General features: G+C 70.1%; 15 protein-coding genes. 6 read left to right on the forward strand and 9 right to left on the reverse strand.

The annotated features are described in order from the left end of the window. Positions 1 to 43: 43 nt before the first annotated feature. Positions 44 to 1,783 (forward strand): RNA polymerase sigma factor sigma-70 region 4 domain-containing protein, encoded by a 1,740-nt coding sequence (locus tag F8566_RS06175; RefSeq protein ID WP_151558886.1) that lies wholly within the window; start codon positions 44 to 46, stop codon positions 1,781 to 1,783. 5 nt (positions 1,784 to 1,788) lie between these two features. Here the strand turns inward: F8566_RS06175 and F8566_RS06180 are convergent, their stop codons facing one another. From F8566_RS06180 to F8566_RS06200, 5 genes are read right to left on the reverse strand one after another with little or no spacing between them, the layout of a single operon-like run. Beyond that, positions 1,789 to 2,505 (reverse strand): ABC transporter permease, encoded by a 717-nt coding sequence (locus tag F8566_RS06180; RefSeq protein WP_151558888.1) that lies wholly within the window; start codon positions 2,503 to 2,505, stop codon positions 1,789 to 1,791. Beyond that, positions 2,502 to 3,413, reverse strand: coding sequence for an ABC transporter ATP-binding protein (locus tag F8566_RS06185; RefSeq protein WP_151558890.1), 912 nt, complete (start codon positions 3,411 to 3,413; stop codon positions 2,502 to 2,504). Before F8566_RS06185 ends, F8566_RS06180 begins: the two co-directional genes overlap by 4 nt. Beyond that, entirely contained in the window at positions 3,410 to 4,366 is a 957-nt protein-coding gene (locus F8566_RS06190; protein WP_151558892.1) for an ABC transporter permease, read from the reverse strand. The genes F8566_RS06185 and F8566_RS06190 overlap by 4 nt, the downstream gene beginning before the upstream one ends. Beyond that, positions 4,363 to 5,436 (reverse strand): ABC transporter ATP-binding protein, encoded by a 1,074-nt coding sequence (locus F8566_RS06195; RefSeq protein WP_192809537.1) that lies wholly within the window; start codon positions 5,434 to 5,436, stop codon positions 4,363 to 4,365. The genes F8566_RS06190 and F8566_RS06195 overlap by 4 nt, the downstream gene beginning before the upstream one ends. Before the next feature lie 41 nt (positions 5,437 to 5,477). Next, positions 5,478 to 6,434 (reverse strand): DUF389 domain-containing protein, encoded by a 957-nt coding sequence (locus tag F8566_RS06200; protein WP_151558894.1) that lies wholly within the window; start codon positions 6,432 to 6,434, stop codon positions 5,478 to 5,480. A gap of 132 nt (positions 6,435 to 6,566) precedes the next feature. On the opposite strand from F8566_RS06200, the gene F8566_RS06205 reads away from it, so the two are divergent. Then, the gene (locus tag F8566_RS06205) at positions 6,567 to 7,235 is read left to right on the forward strand and encodes an HNH endonuclease family protein (protein WP_151558896.1); all 669 of its coding nucleotides are present in this window, start codon (positions 6,567 to 6,569) and stop codon (positions 7,233 to 7,235) included. A 23-nt stretch (positions 7,236 to 7,258) separates the two neighbouring features. Continuing rightward, positions 7,259 to 7,591, forward strand: a complete 333-nt coding sequence (locus F8566_RS06210) for a hypothetical protein (protein ID WP_151558898.1) — start codon at positions 7,259 to 7,261, stop codon at positions 7,589 to 7,591. 189 nt (positions 7,592 to 7,780) lie between these two features. On the opposite strand, the gene glmM is transcribed toward F8566_RS06210, so the two are convergent. The 3 genes from glmM to rplM all read right to left on the reverse strand — a co-directional run bounded on the left by glmM (position 7,781) and on the right by rplM (position 10,455). After that, positions 7,781 to 9,124 (reverse strand): phosphoglucosamine mutase, encoded by a 1,344-nt coding sequence (gene glmM, locus F8566_RS06215; protein ID WP_151558900.1) that lies wholly within the window; start codon positions 9,122 to 9,124, stop codon positions 7,781 to 7,783. Positions 9,125 to 9,360: 236 nt separating this feature from the next. Further along, a complete protein-coding gene (rpsI, locus tag F8566_RS06220) occupies positions 9,361 to 9,879 on the reverse strand; it encodes a 30S ribosomal protein S9 (protein ID WP_151558902.1) in 519 nt (172 codons plus the stop codon). A 132-nt stretch (positions 9,880 to 10,011) separates the two neighbouring features. After that, positions 10,012 to 10,455 (reverse strand): 50S ribosomal protein L13, encoded by a 444-nt coding sequence (gene rplM, locus F8566_RS06225; RefSeq protein ID WP_151558904.1) that lies wholly within the window; start codon positions 10,453 to 10,455, stop codon positions 10,012 to 10,014. A gap of 648 nt (positions 10,456 to 11,103) precedes the next feature. Between rplM and F8566_RS06230 the strand changes: the two genes are divergently transcribed. The 3 genes from F8566_RS06230 (at position 11,104) to F8566_RS06240 (ending at position 15,244) form a co-directional block, all read left to right on the forward strand. Next, positions 11,104 to 11,856, forward strand: coding sequence for a CAP domain-containing protein (locus tag F8566_RS06230; RefSeq protein ID WP_225992909.1), 753 nt, complete (start codon positions 11,104 to 11,106; stop codon positions 11,854 to 11,856). A 120-nt stretch (positions 11,857 to 11,976) separates the two neighbouring features. After that, positions 11,977 to 13,023, forward strand: a complete 1,047-nt coding sequence (locus tag F8566_RS06235; protein WP_151558908.1) for a hypothetical protein — start codon at positions 11,977 to 11,979, stop codon at positions 13,021 to 13,023. A gap of 7 nt (positions 13,024 to 13,030) precedes the next feature. After that, a complete protein-coding gene (locus F8566_RS06240) occupies positions 13,031 to 15,244 on the forward strand; it encodes a hypothetical protein (RefSeq protein ID WP_151558910.1) in 2,214 nt (737 codons plus the stop codon). On the opposite strand, the gene truA is transcribed toward F8566_RS06240, so the two are convergent. After that, positions 15,245 to 16,096: a tRNA pseudouridine(38-40) synthase TruA gene (gene truA / locus F8566_RS06245; protein WP_192809538.1), complete on the reverse strand. Its 852-nt coding sequence runs from the start codon at positions 16,094 to 16,096 to the stop codon at positions 15,245 to 15,247. Between the last annotated feature and the right edge of the window lie 177 nt (positions 16,097 to 16,273).

Below are 16,273 nucleotides of genomic sequence, written 5' to 3' on the forward strand. Positions count from 1 at the left end.
CGTCCACAATTGGAGGCAGGCTCGCGCACGCGGAGGTGACCCGGTGCGAACGGCGATCCTGGTGACGATGCGGCGCCGCTATGCCGATCTGGTACGGCTGGCGTACCTGGCGCTCGACGATGGCACCACGCCGCCCGAGACCGTGCTCGCGACCGCCCGCCGCGCCGTGCGGCACTCCGCGCGGGCAGGCCCGGGGGCCTCCTACTCGCACCTCCGCCGCCGCCTGACTCTCGAACTCCTCACGCAGCCGCCCCACCTCCGGCGTCCCCTGCTCCGCCGTCTGCTCTTCGAGCCCGCGGCCACCGCGGCCACTCCCCTCCGCACGATCCTCCAGCGTTCGTCCCCCCACGAACGGCTGGTCTACCTGCTCATCCGGCTCGAAGGCCTGACCTCCCCCGAAGTGGCAGCCGAACTGGGCGAACACCTTCTGGTGAGCGCCTGGGACATCGACCGCACCTGCGCCGACCTCGACGATCGAACCGATCTCGACCCAGCCGCCCAGCAGGCCGAGCTCCAGGCCTTCGACCCCACCCTCGTACGCCTCCGGCCGCCGCCGTCCCTTCCCATGACGGCCCGGATCGCGCTCGTCCTCGCGGCCGTCGTGCTCATCGCCTCCGGGTCCACCGCGTACGAGCGCTGGCGGAACGCCGGCCGCCCGGGTGACCCGATCACGGTCGGCGATGATCGCTGGAACCGGCACGCCGTGCCCAGCCTCGACGACTGGCCCACCCAGGGAGAGCTGCGCGGCGACCGTGCTCTCCTGCGCCGCGCGGCCTCGGCCTGGCGCGACGACCGCCGCGATCCACCGCTCGGCCGCGTCTCGATCATGTACGCGGGCACCGTGGACGGGGTGACCATCGTCGTGATGCACGACACACCCGGGACGCGGGACTCTCCGATGGTCGCCCAGTACTTCGAACGCCCGCTGTCCCGGGGCGTCGAGTCGATCCGCCGGCTGGGCAACGACTCCGGCCAGCTGATCATGCTCGGGACGACCTGGCGCTACCTCGTCCCGCCCTGGCTCAGCGACCTCTCGGTGGCGCTCCCCAAGGCACCCACCCCCGCGTGGCATCCCATCAAGGTCCGCGACGGCGTGAGCGATCCGCTGAACTGGCGATGGTTCAATCCCGACTGCCAGTCGTACGTCGTCTTCCGCATGCGCCACAAGGGCACCGGATCGATATCGCAGTTCGCCAGTCACAACCCCGAGTTCGCCACCCCGCTGATCTGGTTCCGCGACCCCGATCCGGCCCGTGATGACACCGGATTCACCGGCGACCCGGCCCAGTGGACCGCGATCCACGCACTGTCCTGCGGCGCCGGGATCGCCCTGGCCGAAGCCGGAGATCTACGCATCGGCCGCCTGTGGTCCGGCTCCCTGCCCGACAAGGGCGGCCACGCGAGCCTGATCTCGATCGACGTCTCCGTCCCGTGGGGCACCCCCGGGATGACCGCGCTGATCTCCGACGAGGGCCGCCTCATGGCCGATCGGGGCAGCACCAACGGCGACTACTCCGCCTCGACCGACACCCTCGCGGGCGCCGTCTGGTGGCGTTCACAGAAACGCTGGCATCTCCTGGCCACCGCCGGCCCCGGCATCGCCAGCCTCAAGATGGTCGGCGAGCTCGGCAACCAGGAGGCCCGCCGCAAGGGCGAGGCGACCCGGCTCTTCGTCGCAGGCCCGCCCTCCCGCGGCAGGTACCCCCAGGCCGGAGGCCTCCCGGTCGTCCAGATCGTCGTCTACGAACCGGACGGCGACCATGCCGTCATCAGCCCCAACTGACGCGGTCATTCGGCGCTGGCGACCGAGAGAGAGCGGAGACGGACGGTGGCCAGGGCGGTGCCGGCGGCGGTGATGACGACCAGCAGGAGCACGGCGATCGGAAGATCGACGGTGGACTTGATCTGTGAGGCCTCGGTGAGCTTGTCGGCGACGGAGAGGGACCACTGCTGGATGGAAGCCGACTTGGCGCCCGGGGCGAAGTTGCCCAGGAGGATCTCCCAGACCAGCACGTAGATCAGGCCGATCGTGACGGCGTTGCGGCTGATCACGCCCAGGGCGACGAAGACGGCGGCGTAGGCGATGCCGCCGAGCAGGACGCCGACGGTCAGGGCCGGGGTGACCTGGGCGGTGGTCCCGCTCATGATCAGACCGGCCAGCAGGGTGGGGACGACGGCGAACAGCACGATCAGGACGATCGCCACCACGAGCTTGGTGAAGATGATCACCTGGCGCGGGATCGGCTTGGTGAGCACGTACATGACCTGGCCGTCGTCGATCTCCGGCCCGATCACGCCCGTGCCCGCGATCAGCGCGAGCAGGGGCAGCAACGTGGACAGGCCGAACCTGTGCAGCACGTTCGACGAGACGTCCAGGTCCGCGTAGCCGGTCACCTTCAGCCCGATGGCCAGCACCAGCATGATGAACGGCAGGACGAACAGCAGCAGTGCCCGCTTGCGGCCCAGCATGGCGCGGAACGTGATCATCGCGATTGTGGAGTTCATCGGGCCACCAGGTAGGAGAAGACGCTTTCGAGTGACTCGTCGGCGGGCGAGACCTCCCAGAGGCGCACCTTGGCGTCGCGGGCCACCTGCGGGAGAAACCAGGTGAAGCGCTGGAAGTCGGTCGCCTCGATCTGCAGGCCCTTCTCGGTGAGCTGGACACTGCTCGCGGAGCCGTCCGCGATGATCGCGGCGGCGAGCTTCCGATCGTCGGTGGAGCGGACGAGGAAGATGTGCGGGCGGTCGGTCATGAGGCGCCGGATGGCCCGGAAGTCGCCGGACGCCGCGTGCCGGCCCGCCACGATCACCTCGATGTGGCTGGCCAGCCGCTCGACCTCTTCGAGGATGTGCGAGCTGAACAGGATCGTGCGTCCCTCGGCGGCCATCCGGCGGATGAGGTCCATCAGCTGGATGCGCTGCCGCGGGTCCATGCCGTTGAACGGCTCGTCCAGGAGCAGGACGGGCGGGTCGTGCACCAGCGCGGAGGCCATCTTGATGCGCTGCTTCATGCCCTTGGAGTAGTTGCCGATCGTGCGGTCCTGCGCGTACTCCATCTCGACCTGGGAGATCGCGCGCCGGGCCGCCGCGCCGGGGTCGGCGAGCTTGTGCAGCTTGGCCATCGCGACGATGAACTGTTTGCCGGTGAGGAAGTCATACGCCGTCTCACGTTCGGGCACCAGCCCGACATGGCGGTAGATCTCCGGGTTCTGCCAGAGCGGCGCGCCGTCCAGCTCGACCGTTCCCGAGGACGGGGGCAGGAAGCCGCCCATCATGTGGATGATGGTCGACTTGCCCGCGCCGTTGGGGCCGAGCAGGCCGGTGACGCCGGGGCCGATGTCCATCGAGACCCCGTTGACCGCGACCACGTTCCCGTACCAGCGGGACACGTTCTCCAACCGCAGGACGCTCACGAGAGACCCGCCTTCCGGAACCGGCGGTACAGGACCGCGATCGAGCCGGCCACCAGGGCGGCGCAGACCGCCAGCGCGGCCAGCCCTCCCACCACCCCGGACGGCGCGGCGGGCGCGGTCAGCTGCGCGCCGAGCAATCGCACCTGGACGATGTCGACCAGGTTGAACGGCGAGAACAGGCCCGCCCACCCGGAGACGGTGAAGTTGTTGGCCTCCGTCTCGGCGATCCCCTGAACGATGACCACGATCGTGCTGCTGATCATGTAGACCGCGATGACCGCCGCCACCCCCAGCCCGCGGCGCGTCGTGAACGCCGCGATGACCAGCCCGATCGCGGCCAGCACCAGCGCGAAGAGCAGGCATCCGGCAAGCCCGCCGAAATAGTGCAGGGTGTGCTCGACGAGGCTGTCGGGTTTCTGGACCCTCCCGGTCACCATCTCCCCGTTCTCGCCCTCCACCACCTCCATCACCGGCTTCATCTTGTCGGGCCGGGTGACCAGTGCGCCCACGTACAACAGCGTGACCGGGACCGCCAGCAGGATGAAGAGCGCAGTGACGAACGCGCCGAACTTGGCCAGCACGAAGTCGAGGTGACCGACCGGCCGTGAGAAGTAGAGCGGCACGGAGTGGAACCGCAGCTCCCGCGAGGCGATCACGGGTGCCTGCGTGGCCAGGAAGATCGCCACCACGACCTGCATGGTGTAGGCGTACGCGGCGTAGCGGATGAGCGCGTTGGGCTCCTTGGTGAAGCCGAGGATCGCGACACTGGCCGCCGCGGGCAGCAGCATGACCGCGCTCAGCAGGAACGGCATCACCTTGGCACGGGCGGGCCTGCCCAACCCGAACGCAGCGCGCAGATTGTGCACGTACTGCGAGCGCAACACGTACGCCCGCCCCAGGCGCCGACCGTCGTAGTGCCGGTACCCGATGTCATGGATGGTGCTCGTCGTCATCGCGGCGCCCCCTGAGGTCCCGTAGCCGACGAATCTTGCGGAGGCTGAGGCTGTCCTGACGCGTCCGGCTGGGCAGGCGCAGTTGGCTGCCCTGGCATGGCCGGAGGGGGTGGTTGTCCGTAGGCGCCCACAGCCGCGGGCTGGGCTTGGCCTGGCTGCGGCGGTTGTGCGGTGTGTGAGGTCGCGAAGACCTCTTCGATGTGGTGGCGGCGCTGCTCCAGCCGGACGAGGCGGAGCCCCAGATCGGCGACGCCGTCGCGGATCAGGTCGTACGTGCTCTCACCGGCGATGTCGATGACCAGGAAACGGCCCTCGGGATGGACGCTCACGCCCTGGTCGTACAGCCGCTGTCCGAGCAGGTCGCGGCCCTCTTCCACCTCGACGGTGAGCATGCCGCTGGCGGCGGTGTACGCCTCGACCGCCTGGGAGCGCAGCAGCTTCCCGCCATCGATGATCACGACGTGGTCGCAGATCCGCTCAAGCTCGCCCAGCAGGTGCGAGGTGACCAGCACGCTGATGCCGAACTCGGCGCCGATCCGCCGGATGAGCTCCAGCATCTCGTCGCGGCCCGCCGGATCCAGGCCGTTGGTCGGCTCGTCCAGGAAGACCAGCTTGGGGTCGTGCACGAGGGCCTGGGCCAGCTTGACCCGCTGCTTCATACCCGTCGAGTAACCCCCGATGGGCCGGTAGCGCTCCTCGTACAGCCCCACGTGCCGCAGCGTGTCGGCGGCGCGTTCGCGGGCGGCGGTGGGCGGGAGTCCGCACATCCGGGCCATGTGGACGACGAACTCGGTCGCCGAGACGTCCGGCGGCAGGCAGTCGAACTCCGGCATGAACCCGACCTGCTCGCGGATCTGCACGCCCTCGCGGGCGATGTCGAGACCGAGGACCGTCGCGTGGCCCGCGCTCGGCGGCTGCAGGCCGAGGAGGATCCGGATGAGCGTCGACTTGCCGGCGCCGTTGGCACCGACCAAGCCCACGACGCCGGGCTCCACGGCCACCGTGAGGTCGTCCAGAGCGGTCACCCTGGGGAACCTCATCGTCAGCCCTTGGGTGGCGATGATCGGCATATTTACGAACCTAGTGGTTCGAACGCCGCAGCACCTCACCCTCAGGTTGTAGGACCTGCGGCTACCCTCCCCCTCCTGCGGAGGACCACCCGCCAGACCACGCGTTGGACGATCAGCGTCACCACGCCCGCGATGACCATGCCGAGGATGTTGACCCCGAGCTGGAGCAGCGAGCCGCGGATCTCGTCCCAGTGCCACAAGGCCATCGCCACGGCGAGGTTGCCCGCCGCCGGCACGGTGGTGACGGAGATGAAGACCCCGACCAGGGCGGACGATTTGGCCGCGGTGAGCGACAGCACCCCGGCGGCTCCCGCCAGCAGTGCCACGATGAACGACCAGCGGTCCGGGCTGTAGATGAACGCGGTCTGCGGCCGCGGTTTGTCCAGCATCCCCTGGTGGATGACATCGATCATGAGGCTGACCTCGGCGCACACGTACGTGACCAGGATGGCGACCACGAAGCCGATCACAAGGTTCCGGGAGGCCGTCCACACCATCTGCGGCCCCCGGAAGATCAGGCCGTAACAGATGGCGGCCACCGCGGCGAACTCCGGTCCGAGCACCATCGCGCCGATCACCAGCACCGGTGAGTCGATCAGGGCGGCGATGCCGGCCAGCTGGGTGGCCAGGGCCAGGAAGACGATGAAGGACCACGTCAGCTCGGAGTTCTCCTTGATGTTGTGCTGCAGTTGCTCCCACACCACCGCGTCATCGCCGTGCCCTGGCGCCAGCTTCTTGGCCTTGTCCGCCGAGTCGGCGAGCGTGAGGTCGATCTGCTCGACCGCGATCGCACCCTCACGCTCGATGCCGAGGTCCTGCAGGGATTTGATGATCTCGTTGGCGGCCTCGCGGGCGATGTCGCTGGTGACCAGGTCCCCTTCGGGCGACCGCGCGGCGCCAGGGATCACCACCACGTTCGTCGCCCCGGGGTTGTCGGCCAGCGCGGCGCAGACCTCTTCGGTACGGTCCGCCGGAACGATCGCTCTCAGGTGCAGCACGCGCAACATCGTGCCGTATGGAGCCCATCAAGGAGAGGTGGCACGTCTTTGTCGGCACAAGCCCGTATCCTCGGCACCGTTTGTTTTCTCCAAAGCGGGCATATGCCACCAAGGCGACGGACGGGTGACGGTATGACGCGCACGGGCATCGGCGTTCTCTCGGCGTTCGTTCTCCCGGCGTTCCTCCTCACGGGCTGCACAGGCGAGGTCGGCCTCACCGATCCCGGGCCCACCCCGAAGGCCTCCCGCCCGGCCGAACGCAGCGTCACGCAGGCCCGCAAAGACCTCGACAGCCTTCGTACGGCCGGCGAGTTCCGCGGGAGCGGCTACCAGCGCGACCGTTTCGGCACCCGCTGGAAGGACATCGACCGCAACGGCTGCGACCAGCGCAACGACGTGCTCAGCCGCGACCTGCGCGAGGTGCGCAAGCGCGGCCGCTGCGTCGTCCTGTCAGGCACGCTGAACGACCCGTACAGCGGAAAGCGGATCGCGTTCTCCAAGTCGGACGCCGCCGAGGTCCAGATCGACCACGTCTACCCGCTCGCACTGGCCTGGCGGATGGGCGCGTCACGCTGGACCGAGGACCGGCGGGAGCAGTTCGCCAACGACCACGACAACCTCCTCGCAGTCTGGGGGGTGCCCAACCGCCAGAAGAGCGACTCGGGCCCGGGCGAATGGAAGCCGCAGAAAGCCTTCCAGTGCACCTACGGTGTCAAGTACGTCGCGGTCGCCAAGGAGTACGAGCTGCCCGTCTCCCGTTCCGACCACCAAGCCCTGGAAGGCTTCCTGGAGCGCTGCTGATCCGGGCGAATAGGCTGCGGGGCATGAGCAGCGACGCGAACGACAAAGCCGCGGCCGACAGGCAGGCGACACAGGACCAGGCGGCCGAACTCCAGTGGGTGCGCACCGAACGCGGCGTGGGCGCCCGGGCGACAGGCGTCGAGGCCACGGGCGCCTCGGCAACCGGCCTCACGGTCCGTCTCGGCAACGCCTTCGGCTCGCTGGCCCTGGGCTCCATGGCCCTGGGCGCGATCGCGATCGGAGCCGTCGCCATCGGCAAACTGGTAGTGAAGAAGGCCGTCGTCGACCACCTGGAGGCGGGCACCGTCGAGATCAAGCACCTCAAGGTAGGCCGCCTGGAAATCCTCGACGACTGACAGCTTCCGCAGAGACCCCGGCACGCACCCACCGAACACACCCGGCCCCGCACGCGATCGCGCGACCGGGTCGTGAAGCAAGCCGAAGGCGAAGCTTCACGAGAGATCGCGAAGCGATGTCGCGATCGCCGCCTTGGCGGTTCGGGGGGCGAGCCGCAAGGCGAGCCCCCCGAGGCCGCGAATGCCGAACTAACACAGCGTGGTACGGACGGTCTGGGCGAGGCGTTCGGCCACGGACTGGGCCTGGTCCTCGGCGGCGGCCTCGACCATCACCCGGACCATGGGCTCGGTGCCGCTGGGCCGGATCAGGACCCGGCCGGTGTCGCCGAGCTCGGCCTCGGCGGCCTCGACGGCCGCGGCCAGCTCCGGTGCGGTCTTGGCGCGGGACTTGTCCACGCCCTTCACGTTGATCAGCACCTGTGGCAGCCGGGTCATGACCTTGGCCAGCTCGTCCAGCGCACGGCCGCGGCGGGCCATGGTCGCCAGCAGGTGCAGGCCGGTCAGCACGCCGTCACCGGTGGTGGCGTGGTCCAGCATGATCACGTGGCCGGACTGCTCGCCGCCGAAGTTGAAACCGCGCTCCTTCATCGCCTCGAGCACGTAGCGGTCGCCCACCGCGGTCTCGATCACGTTGATGCCCGCGTCGCGCATCGCGATCTTGAAGCCGAGGTTGGACATCACGGTGGCGACCACGGTGTCGTTGGCCAGCCGTCCCGACTCGCGCAGCTCCGTCGCCAGGATGGCCATGATCTGGTCGCCGTCCACGATGTCGCCGGTGGCGGTGACCGCCAGGCACCGGTCGGCGTCACCGTCGTTGGCGATGCCCGCGTCGGCGCCGTGCGTGCGCACGGCCTCCTGCAGCGCCGCCAGGTGGGTGGAGCCGCAGCCGGAGTTGATGTTGAGCCCGTCCGGCGCCACGCCGATCGTGATCACTTCGGCGCCGGCGCGCCGCAGCGCCTCGGGGGCGACGTCGGAGGAGGCACCGTTCGCGCAGTCGACCACCACGCGCAGCCCGTCCAGCGACACCGGCAACGACGACAGCAGGTGCGCCACGTACTGCTCCACGGCGCCGTGCGCGTCGCGCACCCGGCCGACCCCGGCTCCCGTCGGCGGGTCCCAGTCCTGGCCCAGGGCGGCTTCGACGCGGTCCTCGATCTCGTCGGCCAGCTTGAAGCCGCTGCGGTCGAAGAACTTGATCCCGTTGTCCGGGGCGGGGTTGTGCGAGGCGGAGAGCATCACGCCGAGATCGGCGTCCAGCGCGTTCGTGAGATACGCCACGGCGGGAGTCGGCAGCACGCCCAGCGTCAGCACGTCGACGCCCGCGCTCGCCAGCCCGGCGACCACGGCCGCCTCCAGGAACTCGCCGGAGGCACGCGGGTCACGGCCCACCACCGCCACCGGCCGGTGGCCCTTGAACGTCCCCTGCTCCCCCAGCACGCGCGCCGCCGCGACGGACAGGTCCATCGCGAGGCGGGCGGTGAGGTCGCGGTTGGCGAGCCCGCGTACACCATCGGTTCCGAAGAGACGACCCACAGTTCAACTCCCAGAAAGGCACGAGTCCGCGCGGGTGAGGCGAGGATCGCTCGGCTCCCGCCCCGCTCGGTCAAATCTAATGGGGAAAGTCCAAGAAAAGGGCACCCGCGCACCACCGCGAAGCAAGGCGGGATATGCCCTCGGAAAGCACGAACGAGCCGCCGCGCCCGATTCGATCTGCCATGGGGGATCGACGGGTGCGACGGCTCGTATCGGCTGTATCGGCTGAAACCAGATCAGCGCTTGCTGTACTGCGGCGCCTTGCGGGCCTTCTTGAGACCGGCCTTCTTCCGCTCCGGAACGCGGGCGTCACGGGTGAGGAAGCCGGCCTTCTTCAGCGCCGGGCGGTGCTCGATGTTGGCGAACTGCAGCGCCCGGGAGATGCCCAGGCGCAGCGCGCCGGCCTGGCCGGTGGTGCCACCGCCGTTGACGCGGACGATGACGTCGAACTGGCCCTCCAGACCCAGCAGCACGAACGGCTCGTTCACGGTCTGCTGCTGGACCTTGTTGGGGAAGTACTGCTCAAGGGTGCGGCCGTTGATGGTCCACTTGCCGGTGCCCGGGACGATCCGGACGCGGGCGATGGCCTGCTTGCGGCGGCCGGTGCCGGCGGCCGGGCCGGTCGCGACCGGCTGAGCCAGGAAGGAGGCCTCGGAGGCCTCGGGGCTCTCGGTGGTGTACTCGGACGGGGCGTCCTCGTACGAGTCGTACTCGACGCCCTCGGCGGGCGTCTCGGTGCCGGTGGACTCGTCCACGGTTCTCCTCTTGTGGTGTTCTAGCCAGGACGGCTGGCCCGGTCGGTCCTCGGGTGCCCCGGCGGCCGCGCGATGGTGGTGCGACCGACCCGCTCTCCGGCGCGATGCCGGATCTGCGGTGTTGATCAGTGATTACTGCTTGATCTGGGTGATCTCGAACGGAACCGGCTTCTGCGCCTGGTGCGGGTGCTCGGGGCCGGCGTAGACCTTGACCTTGCCGAACATCTGCCGGCCGAGGGTGGTCTTGGGCAGCATGCCCTTGATCGCCTTCTCCACGGCCTTCCGCGGGTTCTTGGCCATCAGGTCGGCGTAGGCCACCGAGCGCAGACCGCCCGGGTAACCCGAGTGGCGGTAGGCGCGCTTCTGCTCGAGCTTGTTGCCGGACAGCGCCACCTTCTCGGCGTTGATGATGATCACATAGTCACCGGTGTCGAGATGGGGCGCGTAGATCGGCTTGTGCTTACCCCGAAGCAGCTGCGCGACCTGACTGGCGAGCCGACCCAGCACGACATCGGTCGCGTCGATGACGTACCACTGACGCTGGACGTCAGTGGGCTTTGGGGTGTACGTGCGCACGGTCGTAGGCCTTCGTTTCTTGTCGACTTCTCAGCGGAATCCTGCTCGCGCCGATCAGAGAATGGTCCGACCTGGCGCTCCGGGAGGCCGGGGCCCGCATCGTGCTCAGCACGCAGGGCACACCGACGCATACAACGAACTGGCAGGATACCCAGCCGCGCGGGCATGGGTCAAAACGGCTCGTTGCGACAGTCTCCCAGCCACTCTCCAGTATGCCCCATGGAGCCCGATGCCCGGGCCGGAAAGGCACGGCCGTTCTTGAAGTGATCGGCCGGTCCTCTGCACAGATAGGGGATGTCCGTTAGCGGAGATCTTCTGATTTGCACGCCATATAAGGATAAGGTGCGGCCGACCGGATCCGCCGCCGGCGAGTCGCCGGCCAGCCTCCCGGGAGCCCCGCTGCCTTCCCCCCGCAGGTCATCAGGCCGTTCACGCAGTTCAGGTCGCCCGATGGACCCCACAGGCCCCTCGTGGCGCCCCAGCGCCGAAACCTCAGGCGCCGAGCCCGCAGACCGCTTCGGCGCCGAGCCGTCAGACCGCCTCGCCGTCGGTCCCTCCGGCCGCCCCGGAGGCCGTCGCCGCGCCCCCGGGGGGCGGTCCCGAGACCGTGCCGCCACCGCCCGCGGTAAGCGATCGAGCTTCAAGACCGTGTTCACCGTCACACTGACGGCCGCGGGCGCCGCCCTCGCCATCGGCACCGGCGTCGCCCTCGACCGCCTCGTTCTGCCCGAGCTGCGGTCCGAGTCGGCATCCGCGTCCGGCCCGGCCGGAGACTCGGCGCGGCCCGGGCCGTCCGGCGTCGGCGCTGGAACGAGCAACGGCGTGCCCACCGACAAGGGAACGGGCAAGGGCGCGGGAGCGCCCAGGGCCAACGCCGGCGCCCCGGCCCCCGGCACGAACGAGAGCACGCCGCCCCTCAAGCCCCTGCAAGGCCCCACGAAGACGCCGAACAGCCCGTCCTCCTCACCCAGCCCGGGATCGTCGTCCCGCCCGCCACAGGGCGGCAACCCCCCGCCCACGTCCGGCGGGCCGGAGGCCGCGGTGGTGACCCTCACCAACAAGGAGCGGGCCAAGGCCGGTTGCGGCGCCCTGCGCACCGACCAGCGCCTGGCGACCGCCGCCCGGCGGCACTCGGCCGACATGGCCGCCCACGACTACTTCGACCACACCTCACGCAACGGCGACAGCCCCTGGAAGCGCATGGAGGACGCCGGTTACACCAGCCCCGGCGCGGAGAACATCGCCAAGGGCTACCCGACCGCCGCCGCCGTCGTGGAGGGCTGGATGAAGAGCCCCGGCCACCGCGCCAACATCCTCAACTGCAAGCTCAAGGCGATCGGCGTCGGCATGGTCGGCGGCTCCGGCGGACCCTGGTGGACGCAGGATTTCGGCTGGCAGTGACCCTTCCCGGCCGTACGGGCCGTGACCTTCCCCAAACCGGCGGCGCCCGGTTCGCCCCCATGTCATGGTGGGTGTTCCGAAGGTCCAGAGCTCTGGAAAAGGAACGGTAAGGTCCAAGCCATGGGTTATCCGGGCGATCAAGGCAAACCCGACGGCTGGCCTCCCCAGCCGTCGCAAGCGCCGTACGGCTCCGGACCTGAACGACCCGACACGGCACCGTACGGCCAGGACAAGAACGAATCCCCCTTCTCCCCCCGCGACAGCGAGGGGACGGGCGGCTTGTACACACCCTGGGGAGAAGAGGCGCCGGCCGAGAACGAGTGGTTCTCACCCCAGGGCACGGCGCAGTTCTCGAACGAGGGCTTCGACGGTGGCGCCCCACCTGGCGCCGGCGTACCTCCCCAGGCCGGTCCCGTCCCACCTGACCGCAAGTACAACCTCCCGCTGATCATCGGCGGTGCCGTCGTGGCCGGGCTGGTCCTGGTCGGCGGCGGCTTCGGCGCCTCCGCGATGCTCAAGGACGACGAACCGACCAAGCCCGCGGCCGCGACCAAGAGCGACGCGCCCAAGCAGGCCACGGCGCCCCGCCAGCAGCCCTCGCAGCCTCCGCTGACACCGGTCAAGCTCAAGAGCCGCGCCACCGACCCCAACCCGATGACGCTGAACGAGGCGTTCGGCAAGCGCACCTTCGCCTCCGGCGGCGCGAAGTACATGCGCACCGGCTGGAAGGCGCAGCGCGGCTGCACGGGCATCGTCAACGGCGCCGCGCTCGGCAAGGCCCTCAAGAAGGGCGGCTGCTCGCAGGCCCTGCGCGCGACGTTCGCCCGCAGCGACGGCAAGCTCATCGGCACGGTCGGCGTCCTGAACCTCAAGACCGAGGCCGCGGCCAAGGTGGCCGAACGTGCCGCCGCCGCCAAGGACGCCTACCTGCAGCCACTGGCCGGCACCGGCACCACCAAGAAGATCGGCAAGGGCGAGGCCCTCGGCACCGCCGAGATCCGCGGCCACTACCTGGTGATGACCTGGGTGCAGCGACCGGACGGCAAGAAGATCGCCACCAAGTACCACAAGGCCGTCTCCACGTTCGGCCAGGAGGTCATCAGGGGGAGCAACCTGAAGTTCGCCCTGACCTACCGGGAAACCGAAGGCAAGCCCTTCCGAAACTGAGCGAACCATGTCTGGACCTGAAGAACCCCGGGAGCCCGCAGAGGAGGCGGGGACGCCTCCCGTTCCCGCCTCCCCGGCACCCCCGAGCTTCGGCCAGGCCGATGGCCCGGCGGACGCGATCGGCTTCTCCCCGTTCGGCCTGGAGAAGCCCTGGTGGGCAGCCGCCGAGACCGAGGAACCCGAGCCCTCGATCAACATCTCGCGCACCGAGGAACCAGAGACCGCACCTCCCACGTTCGACACCCTGGTCGCCGGCGTGGGCGTCCCGAGCGTCGACACCCGCCGCGCGGTCCCCGCCGAGCCCATCGTCCAGCGCCCCAGCCAGACCTTCTCCGACACCGACCCCGACGGCATCCCCGTCATAACCCCCAGCACAGGCGAGCCAGCCGACACGGACGAGGCACCCGGCACAGCCAAGACCGACCTCCCATCGGACGTGCCCAGCGCGAGCCAGGCAAAAGAGACGGGCATGGCACCCACCGTGGGCGAGCCACCCAACGCCGGCGTCGCGGCCACCAACGACCACGAGAACGTCGCAACCGGCACGGACAAACTGGTCGCTACAGGCGTGGCCACCACCACGGGTGAGCCACCCAACACGGGCGCGCCGACCAACCCGGGGGCAACCGCCAGCGCCAGCGAGGCGACCAGCACCACCACGACCGGACACGCAAACGAGGCCACCGGCATAGGCATAGCCGACGCCTTGGGCGTACCACCCAACACGGACGAGGCGCCCGGCACGGACAAGACTGACCACTCATGGGACGTGTCCAGCGCGAGCGAGCCAGCCGACACGGGCACGCCAACCGGCACGAGTCAGCCGACCAGCACGGGGACGACAGCCAGCACGGCAGCGACTGAGCACACACACAACACGACCACCATTGGCAAGCCGCCCGACACGGGCAGGACAACCGACACGGACACGGCACCCGCCACGGGCACGCCACCCGATGCTGGGAGGGCAGCCAGCCTCGGCGAGGCGGCCAGCACGGCCGCGGTTGACCATGCGAGCGAGGCGACCAGGGCTGGCCGGCCGACCGACGTGGGCGAAGCGGCCAACACGGGCACGGCAGCCACCACGAGCGGGCCGCCCGACGCTGGGAGGGCAGTCGGCTTCGGCGAGGCGGCCAGCAAGGCTGCAACTGACCATGCGGACGAGGCGACCGACGTAGGTGAAGCGGCCAACAGGGGCGCGTCGGCTGACGCGGGGGTGTCTGCCGACACTGACGTGGCCGGGGTGGGCCATGCGGGTGAGGCGGACGGGCGCGTCGAGGGTGGGGAACCCCGGTTCATGGCGGCACCGGTCCTGGTTCCGGACGCGATTCTGCCGGCCGGGATCGCGCCGCCCACGGACAGCTCGGTCGTTCCGGTTCAGCCGGAGGCGGAGGCCGAGGAGCAGGCGGGGCCGACGATCATCACGCCGGTCTACCACGCCGAGGGCGGGCAGTCGATCGACGCGGAGGATTCCCCGGCCGAGCAGGGCTTTCCGCTGGGTTTCGGCCCGGACGATCGGCCGGCCTCGCGTGGCAACCGGAAGGCGCTGTTGATCGTGGGGGCGGTCGCGGGTGCCCTGCTGGCCACCGCGGCCACGTTCGCCGTCATCGGCGGCACGTCCGACGACAGTAAGACGGCTGCTTCGCCCTCGCCCAGCCGGGCGGCTGTCAAGCCGAGCCCGGTGGTGCCGCCCGCTCCACCGCCGGTGGACATCTCCAGCGAGAAGACCGACCCGCAGCCGCTGGCCCTGGCCGAGGCCTATCCCTCCGGTGCCGTCGACCTGGGCGGACGCGCGTACGTCCGCGACAGATCCTCGGTGAATCACCGCTGCTCCCTCGCCGCGCGGGGCGTGATGGCGGACGCGCTGACGAGGGAGGGCTGCCGCAGTGTCGTGCGCGTCACCTATCTCGACCGCGGCAAAGCCCTGGCCGTCACGACCGGGATCGCCGCGATGCCGGACAAGGACGCCGCGCTGAAGGCCAGCAAGGCGGGTTCGCCGAGCCGGTACGAGTGGTTCCGCGGCATGGCCGGGCGACGGTCGCAGAGCATCGACCAGGCCGGCGGCTTCGCGGTGAGCACGGTGCGAGGGCGCTACATCATCTACGCGTACGCGCAGTACGCCGACGGCAAGCGGGCCCAGCCCGACGACCAGACGCTCAAGACGGCCGCGCAGCAGTTCGTGGACTACAGCGTCCGGCCGATCGACGCCCGCGCCACCTGATCAGGAGGCGCAGCTGGAGGGGTCGGCGGTGGCGTTGAGCGTGCGGACCCGGCGGGTCTCCTGGGCACGCTGGGCCAGGCCCTCGTCGTCGGGGTAGCTGATCTCTTCGAGGGACAGCCCGTGCGCGGGCGCCACGTTCACCGCCGAGTCGCGTACGCGCGCGGCCAGCACCTCGGACGGCCACTCGATCTCGCGGCGCCCGTCCCCCACCATCAGCAGGGCCCCGACCAGCGCGCGGACCATGGAATGGCAGAACGCGTCGGCCTGTACGGTCGCCGCCGCGATGTGCCTGCTCTCGCGCTCCCACTCGTACTTCAGCAGGCGGCGGATGGTGGTCGCGCCCTCCCGCTTGCGGCAGTACGCGGCGAAGTCGTGCTCGCCCCGCAGCAGCCCGGCCGCCTCGTTCATCCGGTCCAGATTGAGCGGCCGCGGGTGCCAGAGCACGTCGTGGCGGCGCAGCGGCTCGACACCGACCGGATCGTCGCAGACCCGGTACACGTAGCGGCGTGACAGGGCGGAGAAGCGCGCGTCGAAGCCCTCGGGGGCCACCGTTACGCGCCGGACGCGCACGTCCGGCGGCAACATCCCGGCGAGCCGGCGCGGCATGGTGCCGTTGATCACCGAGTACGCGGCGACGGGGACGACCAGATGGGCCACCTGGCCGCGCGCGTGCACGCCCGCGTCCGTTCGCCCGGCGACGGTGAGGACCGGCGGCGGGTCGAGGCGCAGCAGCCTGGCCAGCGCGTCCTCGATCGTGCCCTGGACGGTGCGCTGCCCGGGCTGGCGGGCCCAGCCCGCGAAATCCGACCCGTCGTAGCTGATGTCGAGCCGGAGTCGTACCAATGCGGTCATGTCAGCCTGGGGTTCCTTCTCCAACGCCTCTGTCCACTGCTCGCGGAGTGCCCGCTGCCTGCGGAGTGCTCAGCCGAGCACCTGGGACATGCTCCTCTGCGAATCGTCGCCCGCACGGCCTGACCATGGGATCAGTCTGGCAAAGATCAGGCCCGCCGTCTCGTACCAGACGGCGGG

This window comes from Actinomadura rudentiformis, assembly GCF_008923185.1.
GTDB lineage: Bacteria > Actinomycetota > Actinomycetes > Streptosporangiales > Streptosporangiaceae > Spirillospora > Spirillospora rudentiformis.